Origin of the sequence: Bacteriovorax sp. DB6_IX (genome assembly GCF_000447775.1) — a bacterium.
GTDB lineage: Bacteria > Bdellovibrionota > Bacteriovoracia > Bacteriovoracales > Bacteriovoracaceae > Halobacteriovorax_A.
This window is the reverse complement of the sequence record NZ_AUNJ01000387.1, coordinates 1-9,924: the sequence shown is the minus strand read 5'-3', so window position 1 is coordinate 9,924 and position 9,924 is coordinate 1. Positions and strand designations below refer to the sequence as shown.

General features: G+C 36.7%; 10 protein-coding genes. 3 read left to right on the top strand and 7 right to left on the bottom strand.

The genetic code is table 11. The features are described 5' to 3' along the window. On the top strand, positions 1-235 hold a 235-nt coding region (locus M901_RS12340; RefSeq protein ID WP_021278527.1), incomplete at its 5' end, for an ATP-binding protein. Positions 236-284: 49 nt separating this feature from the next. Here the strand turns inward: M901_RS12340 and M901_RS12335 are convergent. The 3 genes from M901_RS12335 to M901_RS12325 all read right to left on the bottom strand — a co-directional run bounded on the left by M901_RS12335 (position 285) and on the right by M901_RS12325 (position 2,559). Beyond that, entirely contained in the window at positions 285-677 is a 393-nt protein-coding gene (locus tag M901_RS12335) for a response regulator (protein WP_021278531.1), read from the bottom strand. 143 nt (positions 678-820) lie between these two features. After that, complete coding sequence (locus tag M901_RS12330) at positions 821-2,152, bottom strand: hypothetical protein (RefSeq protein ID WP_021278537.1); 1,332 nt, start codon at positions 2,150-2,152, stop codon at positions 821-823. Further along, positions 2,137-2,559, bottom strand: coding sequence for a hypothetical protein (locus M901_RS12325; RefSeq protein ID WP_021278532.1), 423 nt, complete (start codon positions 2,557-2,559; stop codon positions 2,137-2,139). Before M901_RS12325 ends, M901_RS12330 begins: the two co-directional genes overlap by 16 nt. A gap of 125 nt (positions 2,560-2,684) precedes the next feature. Between M901_RS12325 and M901_RS12320 the strand changes: the two genes are divergently transcribed. Next, positions 2,685-3,356 (top strand): hypothetical protein, encoded by a 672-nt coding sequence (locus M901_RS12320; RefSeq protein ID WP_021278534.1) that lies wholly within the window; start codon positions 2,685-2,687, stop codon positions 3,354-3,356. Here the strand turns inward: M901_RS12320 and M901_RS12315 are convergent. After that, on the bottom strand, positions 3,322-4,482 hold the full coding sequence (locus M901_RS12315) for a sugar MFS transporter (protein WP_021278536.1): 1,161 nt from the start codon (positions 4,480-4,482) through the stop codon (positions 3,322-3,324). The genes M901_RS12320 and M901_RS12315 overlap by 35 nt on opposite strands. 139 nt (positions 4,483-4,621) lie before the next feature. Here M901_RS12315 and M901_RS12310 point away from each other — a divergent pair, with 139 nt between their 5' ends. Continuing rightward, positions 4,622-6,088: a hypothetical protein gene (locus tag M901_RS12310; protein ID WP_021278533.1), complete on the top strand. Its 1,467-nt coding sequence runs from the start codon at positions 4,622-4,624 to the stop codon at positions 6,086-6,088. Here M901_RS12310 and M901_RS12305 read toward each other — a convergent pair. The 3 genes from M901_RS12305 to M901_RS12295 form a co-directional block, all read right to left on the bottom strand. Then, the gene (locus tag M901_RS12305) at positions 6,085-6,693 is read right to left on the bottom strand and encodes a M24 family metallopeptidase (RefSeq protein ID WP_255345249.1); all 609 of its coding nucleotides are present in this window, start codon (positions 6,691-6,693) and stop codon (positions 6,085-6,087) included. The two genes, M901_RS12310 and M901_RS12305, sit on opposite strands and share 4 nt — an antisense overlap. 53 nt (positions 6,694-6,746) lie before the next feature. After that, complete coding sequence (gene acs, locus M901_RS12300) at positions 6,747-8,642, bottom strand: acetate--CoA ligase (protein WP_034722068.1); 1,896 nt, start codon at positions 8,640-8,642, stop codon at positions 6,747-6,749. Between the two features lie 139 nt (positions 8,643-8,781). Then, a complete protein-coding gene (locus tag M901_RS12295) occupies positions 8,782-9,501 on the bottom strand; it encodes a hypothetical protein (protein WP_021278530.1) in 720 nt (239 codons plus the stop codon). Positions 9,502-9,924: the final 423 nt, after the last annotated feature.

Here is a 9,924-nt window from a genome sequence, read left to right as displayed (position 1 = left end):
TTTTAAAATTATCGATTCTGGTGAAGGTATCCCAGTAGAAAAGGCCAACCAGATTTTCACTCCACTCTTTACAACAAAGGACTTTGGTAAAGGTTCAGGTTTAGGATTAAGTCTATCTGGAATGTTAGCAAAGAAAAATGATGCCCTATTGATCTACGATAAACAAGCTAAACACACGACATTTGTCATTAAGTGTAAAATTATAAAATCAGAGACTCTTAAATTAGCTGCATAAAAAAGCCACGAATAATCGTGGCCCTTTCATATTATCAATATAATTTTTTCTAACAAATTTGTGGATGAAGCTTGAGAATTTCTTCTTTAAGATAATTGAAATCAATTGGCTTAGTCAGATAATCTAGAGCACCACCATCTTCAGCATCTTTACGATATTGCTCATTATCATATGCCGTCATCATAAACACATCAATTTGAGGGTACTTCTTTTTAACTGTTCTTAGGAGTTCTAGACCATCCATACCAGGCATATTGATATCGCTAAGAATAAGAATGATATCTTTCCCCTCTTCTACAGAGAGCTTATCTAAAGCTTGAGATGCATCAGGAGTAAAAGAAAGTCTAACCTTTCCTTCTTTTATCCATTTCCTAAAAAATGACTTAAATAAAAACTCTGTATCAGTCTCATCATCAACTAATAAAATATGAATCGTAACCATTAATAATTTCTCCTAATTTTCTAACTCTAACATGAGATCAATGATTAGAAAATTAATATATGTCCTCGTTTATTAAACAATCTTTCTTTTTTCTAAAGGTTAAATTTAGATTAGAACTTTAACCCTTGATCATAAAACTTACATTAATCACAAGCTTGTTTAACTATTTTTGAATTTGGCTTAAAACAAAAGTGAATATGATTATCATGAATCCCCTTCGAATCTCGCAAAACCCTCTTTGACGCCTTAATTTTACGGTCATTGAAAATAACCGGATCTGCACCAGCTTTGAATAGAGCATTGATGAACTTGGTCGTTCTCTCTCTAGAGTAAGCACGACTCCTGTAAGTCAGGCCGTTAGAATAATCTCCAACCACATCTGTTCGCAATGGGCGTACATCAATACACATTCCAGTCCAATGACTCACATGAACGTTCCAATTCTTGTGATGATACATATTTCCAATTTGTACTAAACATCCTGGATTGTCTTCATCACAATTTTTATTAAATTCTTCGAGTGCTGATAAAAAAGCACACTGAGTTGCAGGTAAAAGATAGGCATCTGAGTTTAATTTATCATCAGGCTTATAGTGATAAGTATTAAACGGTCCAAGCCCCTCGCTATTTAAAGGAAACTTAGAAAGAGTTGGACGAACCTCATCACTATCGGAACGCTTCCATGTTTGATGAGGAGAAAGCAATTCTAAATCTCCTACAGTGTGTCCCCAAAAACCTTGTTGGTCCCTAACCTTTCGAAGGACTGGTAACACTGAATCCGCGATATCCTTTCTTATTGGTTCAACATGGTCAAACATTCCACAACCATCAACATGCATATATTCGTTAGCAACTTCATTTCCAAATGAGTCCTTAACTTTAATTTTGTATTTATCAAAGCAAGTTTCCTCATCATCTTTTAAGCAACATCTCTCGACATTGAAAAGATCATCTGTCATATCAAAACTTAGAGACATTGAATATTGATCAATATTACCGGGAGTTTTAAAAAGTGGAGCATCCCCTTTTAAAACAAAAACATATTCCGAAACTTTTCGAAGCGATTTCTTATGAACAAACCCCTCGGTTCCTTTTTCAGCTCTTTTTAAGCCTTTGATCCCTTTCATCGTGTGAAGAAATCTTTTCTTCTGACCTCTTCCCGAAACTCCCTTAGCAGACTCTTCCCTTTTCTCAGAAGGAGTACTTATGACACGTATAGGAAGCCTATAAGAAGGGTGATCAGAATATTCAAATAACTCTGGCTCAACTTTAACAAGAGTCTCTCGTGGTAAATAATACTCTATCTTTGAGGGCTCATCTACAGAACGTAAATTCTCATAGAGTCGATCACCTTGCTTATATTCATCAGAGACATAGAAAGGAGCCTCTGTTATCTGAGCTTGAATACAACTATATTCATTCGCATTAATCGAGTTCGAAACCAGAAGTAAAATTAAGACTAATCTCCAGGCCATAACTTCACCTCTTTCTTACATTTTTTATTCTTATCAAACATAACTTCAATCTTTAACTTAGTAGCACCCTCGTCTCGAGCCTTTTGAAACTGGGTGCCAAATCCTCTCCCTATATTAGCGAAAGACTTCTTTGCTTTAACCTCTGTTGAGCTTAGAACTTTTTTATTCTTTAAGAGCATAACTTTGTAAGCTAACTCTCCTTCTGATTTCGCTCTAACTCTAAGATCAAGCATCTCATAATCATTAATATTGAGTTGAGCTGGAAGCTCTCCCCATAACTCTAGTTTTTCAACTTTTCCAGACTTCACGATAGGTATCTCTTTTAAACTCTCAAATACAATATTGTACTGGTCACAAGAAAACCCTAAAGTCGGAATAAATAAAAGTAATTTCAATAACTTCTTCATCTTAAACCTCAATGACTTCTCGGAATACAAAGTGCGTAAGATAAGAAATTGACTAGATTTTTTACAAAGAAGAAAAGAATTCACCAATACCCCACAAAAAGGCTTAAGTAATTTATAGTAAGAGTATGAAGAAATTCTCTTTAATATTATTTTCACTACTCCTTACAAAACTCTGTTTAGCGGCTCCACTATCACCTGAGCACGAAGAGAGAGTGAGAAGTATCTATAACTATATGAAAAAGAGTACTCATCAAAAGTTAGGATCCAAGAATTTGACTATGGACTTCTACAGAATTGATAACCCTAACTACTTCATGGAATCAAATTTTCATATCTTCCCTAGGCTTATTCTAGGAAAGAAGAAATATAAAATTGGAGTCAATCCGCTAATATTTGAAGAGGATATTCCAAGAGACGCTCTCTTAGGAGTTATGGCACATGAGTTAATTCACACAGAAGACTACGAGGATAAGAAGGTCCTATCTGTTGGCCTTAGACTATTGAGAAAAAAATCTAAAAGGCGCTATGAAAGGTCAACTGACCTAAGAGTTGTTTTTAAAGGATTTGGGCATCATCTCATTCAATATAAACTTTGGCAGTACTCACTTCTTACTCCAGAATCTCTCGCCAAGAAAAAGAAGGAATATCTCACTCCTTCCGAGATCAACTTTGTCAGAGATACTTTGGAAACGCTTTCCTTTGATAAAAGAGAAGCACTAAAGAAATATTGGATAAAGAAAACACCACTCAATCTGAAAGAGTTTAAGCAATCGCTTCAGCACTTTCTGAAAGATTAACTTTTATTTTTTCTGCAAATAAGAAAAGAATCAGTGAAATTACTTTCAACACAAGATAACCATAGAATGCTTTTTCAACCCCAACTATCTCGACCAGTTGTCCAAACCCCCAATGCATAAAACTTAACGAGGCACCAATAGTCGTCATAACAGATGAAAGCATTATATGTGTCTTGCTACCAAACTTTTCATTTAGCCAGTCCATGCTCACTGGGAAGATATAGGACATCGTAAACCCAACAGCACAAAGTCCTAGAGGATGAACAAAGAGTCCTATGAGAAAGCAAATAATCGAACTTGAATACCCCAAGAGAAGTAGAGTTCGGTTGTCATGCTTAAAGTTAACAAATGCAAAGAGAAGTCTTCCTGTCATTAGAGCGATAAAGAAGTAACTTAAATAGCTATTGGCCAAGACAGTTTCAAAGTTTAAGGCCCTTGATAAGTAAAGGGACAATCTACTTGAGACGACAATTTCACTTGCAACATAGAGCCCCATAAAAAGCCCAATGACTAATCTTGACGAGAGCTTAATAGGATAAGCTTTTTCAGCTTCTTTAAATGACTCTTTATGAGTGTCATGAACTCGAAATGAATAGAGAATAACTAAACCTGTTACAATAGAAATATATTGAAAGAACTCAATCCAATTCGTTCCATAGAAAATAAAGATATTTATTATTTGTGGTGCTAAAAAAGAGGAAACTCCATAGACCCCATGGAGTCCAGAGAGAAAACGTCTTCTAGATTTTAACGGCGCTCCTTCGGCCACAAGAATATTCATTATAATTGTAAAGGCCCCTAAGCCTAAACCTGCAACAGTTGCAAAGCTTAGTGCAATTGGAAAGTTTCCAAGCTTTGCACCATAGGAAACACCAAAACTTCCAAGGCCAATACAGAACATCGCAAAACGAGTTCCACCTACAAGTCCAGTAATTGGCAACCACCAACGACTGGAAATATTAACGAATAAACCAGATAAAGAAACAAGGGAGAAGAGATATGATCCCATATCTGTTGATATTTTAAAATGCTCCAAAATATCTGGGTACGCCGCTCCCCTTCCATTATCAAAGAAGCTTAAGGCCATAAGCCCAATATAGGCAAGAACGATAAATCCTAAATTCACAATGTCTCCAATTGCCTCAAATATACTCCTAGCTCCTTCTAAAAACTAGATCGAAGTACGAATAATGTAACAATTTCAAACAGATAGTTAACCGTCTTTTTTGCTCAAGTTAAATGAAAATTATGACGATATGCTATTGATGAATAAGTTCCATCTCATTACCCTATTCATATGTCTTTCCCTGCAACTTCCTGTATTTGCAATCGACGATGTCTTTTCAGAAGATGCCATTACACAAAAGTATGAGGCGTTATTTGGTGATGACCTAGACTCAATGATTAAAGTAGGAAAACAAATTCGAAAGGATATGAAATGGATAAAGTCGAAATCAGCTCCTGCTGACACGAAATCCTATATTGATATGGAAGTTTGTGTTGAGTGTGATGATATGCTAAAAATCACCAAGCAAATAAATGATATTGTCTCGAAACTTCCTGAAGCTCAAGATCCAAAGTCGGCAGCATCCTTAGAGATTGACAACCTTATTGCCGTCTCAACACTTCTAGAGATCACAAAGAATAATAAAACCAATTGTGTTGATATTCAGCATGACCCGAACCTCTCTGATGACTTCACAAAAATCTCTGAAGAGGACTTAACATTAGAGTTTTCTCAAGAGTTCGATGAATTCTTCTTAGGGGCTCGCTTTCATCGAATCGCCGATGGTCATAAAACAGTTTGGCTAAGAGGTACTGGTGATGATCTCGACAAGTTAATCAAAATAGAAATTTCAGCTAATGAAAAGAAGAAAGTCAGTTACTATACAATCTCCAATGTTGACCCCAACATTTCTGTGATAAAGAAAAAAGAAAAGACCGATTATAATCTTCCTACACTTGGAGTCGATTCTAAGATTACCGCCCCCTCATTCAAAGAAAAGACATCAGGAAATCTCGCCTACCAATCGGAGCTCAGCTGGGCATCAGATAGTGGTGCCGATTATGTCAAGGCCGTTGTTGGGCCAGATCTAGAGTATAAGTACTATATTCCAAAGAAAGTAAAAGTTCTTACAGTAGAAGCACAAAACCAATTCTTTGATGACTATCTCGTGAAGTCTACAGTCAATGTTGATACCAAATCACAGGAAGCAGAAGTTTCTGTAGTTGATATGACAGATAAGAGTGAAGTCATGAAACTAAAAGTTGACGGTTCGAATACAAATCTCAAAGTTCCCTATGAACAAGAAGTTACTGAGGTCTATAGTGTAAAAGGGAATGTCGAGGTTGATTCAGGAAATGGAGAAACTCTTAGGGCTTCACTTTACAACCAAGCTGATCAACAGGCCTTGTTCAATGTAACTGCCAGACAAGACAATATCAATGTTGGAGTTCCTTACGAAGTAGATATTTACGACAGCTACAATGTGACAGGGGTTCTCTCAGCGGATACTCTAGGTAATCAGAGGTATACCGCTTCGGTAAGAGATGGTAAAAGTGTTCTCTTCAATTCGGAAGTCACTCAATCAGCAGATGGAAGAGAAACTTACAGCGTTGGAACAACTCAAAGTGTTGCTGAAAATGGAATTCTTTCAGTTAAGCTACAAAGGACTCGAGATGTAGTGGGATCAGAAGACTCGGTTTGGGTGAATTACGAAATGAAGTTTTAAGCCCTTTCCCCTTCATAAAGCAAGTCTTCATAGAATGCACCATAAGTACCACATTTCGATAAAATATGTAACTCTAAGATCCATAAGTCTTTCACAGGGTATTCTTCAAATTCATTGAGTCCACCACGATAATAGACATGATGAGGAAAGTCACCAACTCGATGTCCGGTCATTCTTTCATTAAGTTGATGCCCCAAACTTTCAGTTAATTCACGAGCATAACGGTAGAGATCCACTCCATTTAGCTTTTCTTCTTTCCATTTCGAACTGACTTTCTCAAAGATATACTCTAAGTCTTTTATAATTTGTCCTCGCTCGGAATTATCCTCTCCAAAAAGAAATGTCTTTCCAAAGTCACCTTCGTGTTGCAAGTAAACAGGACCAATATCAATAAAGATAAGATCACCATTATTTAAGATGATCTTATCTTCTGACTTATCTTTAAAACTCTTGATAGTATTTATACCAATGCGAAATTTTGAAGGATGCCATTTCTTTTCTACGTGATACTTTTTCATAAGACGTTCAAGAATAGCATGACCATCTTCTTCACTCATTCCCTCATAACACTCTTCAAATGCCTCATGAGTAATCTTAACCGCAATATCACGGGCCCTAAAGAAGTCCTGATGATTAAATTTATCTCCAACGTTCTGCTTTATAGAACACCTTCCTTAATTTCATCTACGACACTTGGATCTAGAAGGGTTGAAGTATCGCCAAAGTTTTCAAACTCATGAGCAGCAATCTTTCTAAGAATTCTTCTCATAATCTTTCCTGATCTTGTTTTTGGAAGACCTTTAACAACTTGAATCTTATCTGGTTTTGCAATCGGTCCGATAAATTTAGTCACTGTATCGAGAACCTCTTTCTGAATATTATCTCCAGCATTTGCTGATATTATAATATAAGCGTAAATCCCCTGCCCCTTGATATCATGAGGAAAACCTACTACTGCAGCTTCAATAACTTCCGGATGTTGGTCGATAGCATCTTCAACCTCAGCAGTTCCGATTCTATGCCCTGAGACATTGATAACATCATCAACTCGTCCAGTAATTCTATAGAAGCCTTCAGCATCTCTTTTACAACCATCTCCTGTAAAATACATCCCTGGATAAGCGCTTAAATATGTATTTTTAAATCTCTCATGATCACCGTAAATTGTTCTCACCATTCCAGGCCAAGGGTTTCTAATACAAAGATTCCCCTCAGCTTCTCTTTCCATAATTTCTTCACCCTTCTCATTCATAAGAACCGGATGAACTCCTGGCAGTGGGAGTGTTGCATGACAAGGCTTCAACTTCGTGATTCCAGCAAGAGGTGAAATTAAAATTCCTCCAGTCTCCGTTTGCCACCAAGTATCAACGATTGGGCATTTCTTCTTTCCAACATGCTCATCATACCAATGCCACGCTTCTTCATTAATAGGTTCTCCAACAGAACCTAATACCTTTAAGGAATCTAATTTGTATTTATCAACAAATTCATTCCCACAACCCATGAGGGCTCTAATGGCAGTTGGAGCTGTATAAAAGTGAGTAATTTTATATTGGTCAACAATGTCCCAAAATCTTCCAGCATCCGGCCACGTTGGCACACCTTCAAACATCACAGTTGTTGCTCCGTTTAATAGCGGCCCATAAGTAATATAAGTGTGCCCGGTAATCCAACCAATATCAGCTGTACACCAATAAAGATCATCTTTATTAACTTGAAACACATTAGCGAAAGTATACGCTGCCCAAACCATGTAACCAGCTGTTGTGTGCTGAATCCCCTTTGGTTTTCCTGTTGAACCCGAAGTATAAAGAACAAAGAGAGTGTCCTCTGCTTCCATTACCTCTGGATCACATTGAGTATCCATATCTTTCATTAGATCATGCCACCAGTGATCACGTCCCTCTTTCATTGAGACTTCATTACCTGCTCTTTTGTGAACAATGACATTCTTCACACAAGCACACTCTTTCATAGCAAGAGCATCATCTGTAATTTTCTTCAATTCAATCGTCTTATTTCCTCTAAGTCCACCATCATTTGTGACGACAAGTGTACAACTTGCATCCTCAATTCTTCCAGCTAGAGCTTGAGCAGAGAATCCTCCAAAGACAACTGAGTGAATGGCACCGAGTCTTGCACATGCAAGAACAGAGATAAGTAACTCCGGAACCATAGACATATAAAGACAAACTCTATCACCCTTTTTAACACCCAAAGATTTAAACATATTTGCAGTCTTACAAACCTCAGCATGAAGCTCTTTATAAGTAAGACGAGTTGCTTCTTCACTTGGGTCATTTGGAATATAGAGTAAGGCCTCTTTATTTGGTTGCGTTTTTAAATGTCTATCTAAACAGTTAACCGTAATATTTAATTGTGCCCCATCAAACCAACGCATATCTGCATCTTGAATTGATCCAGAACGAACTGAATTCCACTCCTTGAACCAATCAAATGATTTTGCAATATCTCCCCAATAGGCATCAGGGTTATTGAGAGCTTTCTCATATTTTTGATTATAGTCTTCCATGCTATTAATTCGCCAATCCATTGCTTTTCCTATTTTTAAAGTTGTTCCCATATTTTCTCGGTAACAAGAGCAAATGTAAAGTCAGCGATAAATGACAAAGAATATTAAGAAAAATGCCAAGAAACACTAGTCTCTTGGCACCATTTTGAGAGAGAACTACCTAGTCATGTATGATTTGGTAGTTATAGATATTGATATGACCGGTATTTTGATCAGCTAATCGGTAGGTTTGAACACGCTTTGTTAAAGTTGTATTCGAATACTGACTAAAAACGTCTTCTATAGAAAGTGCTTCTGAATTCCAAATAGGGCCAGCTAGCTTAATAGTAAACTGTTGAGAAGAGTTAAACTTATTCTGCAAACAAACTTGCTTCGAGTTATCCTTAAGATCTAAAACTTTGATAAGTGCATTGTTAAAATTAAAACTTACTCTAGAAAATAAATCCATCGGATCCTTTCGCTCAGAAAGAATATACTCTTTAGAATAATTACTTCTTTGACACTCAATTTTTGAGTCATTCGTCTCTCTTCTCTCTTTAACTAGAGAGTAAATCGTATACCCGTTATAGCTAACAACAACCGACTCTTTAATTGTCTGAATAAGACATGAGATAGGATTTCCAAAGTGATCATAAGTATTCATGTTAGAAGATTCAACAACTCTCTTAGTAAGGCCAGGATAAACTCGACCTAACTCCTGAGACTTTGAATAGACAATATTATCTAATTCATTAATTGAAATACTTCTTCCATTCGAGCAGCTAGAAATGGCCGCCTGAAACTCATTTCCAGTAACAGTGCTATCCCCGTCAGGATTACCTTTATTCTCTCCGCCACAAGATACTAGTGATAATAGAATTGTTAACAGTATAACTCTCATATTTCCTCCTCACTCATTTATAGCCACAATAGAAACTTATCGAAATCCAATCAATGAATTCAGTCTCCAACAAGCTTAGAACCGTGTAAATGTAAGAAAAATAGCCGTTTCTAGGCCAGTTAAAGCCCTGAAAACCCATCAAAACTTCTCTAACAGACTGTATTTCATAGAAAAAGGGATTTTTATTGTGAAAGGCCTATTTGACACTACTTGGCACAGCTCCTGCAATAAATAACCATCATTTACGATTTGAGAGAGATTTATGAGAAAACTAGTCATTTTACTATCACTATTTTGTTCAGTGTCCATTTTTTCGACAAATGTTGTCGCCAAATCCTATGAAGATTTGGGAATGCAAGATGGTCGCAGTGAAGAAGGGATGATTAAAGTTGATCTCCCCCTACCAATTGTTAAAGAGGAAAT

What these genes read in the sequence shown, in the direction of transcription:
- M901_RS12325 (WP_021278532.1), bottom strand. Translation starts at nt 2,559, where the DNA reads ATGAAGAAGTTATTGAAATTACTTTTATTTATTCCGACTTTAGGGTTT.
- M901_RS12320 (WP_021278534.1), top strand. Translation starts at nt 2,685, where the DNA reads ATGAAGAAATTCTCTTTAATATTATTTTCACTACTCCTTACAAAACTC.
- acs (WP_034722068.1), bottom strand. Translation starts at nt 8,642, where the DNA reads ATGGATTGGCGAATTAATAGCATGGAAGACTATAATCAAAAATATGAG.
- M901_RS12295 (WP_021278530.1), bottom strand. Translation starts at nt 9,501, where the DNA reads ATGAGAGTTATACTGTTAACAATTCTATTATCACTAGTATCTTGTGGC.
- M901_RS12335 (WP_021278531.1), bottom strand. Translation starts at nt 677, where the DNA reads ATGGTTACGATTCATATTTTATTAGTTGATGATGAGACTGATACAGAG.
- M901_RS12330 (WP_021278537.1), bottom strand. Translation starts at nt 2,152, where the DNA reads ATGGCCTGGAGATTAGTCTTAATTTTACTTCTGGTTTCGAACTCGATT.
- M901_RS12310 (WP_021278533.1), top strand. Translation starts at nt 4,622, where the DNA reads ATGAATAAGTTCCATCTCATTACCCTATTCATATGTCTTTCCCTGCAA.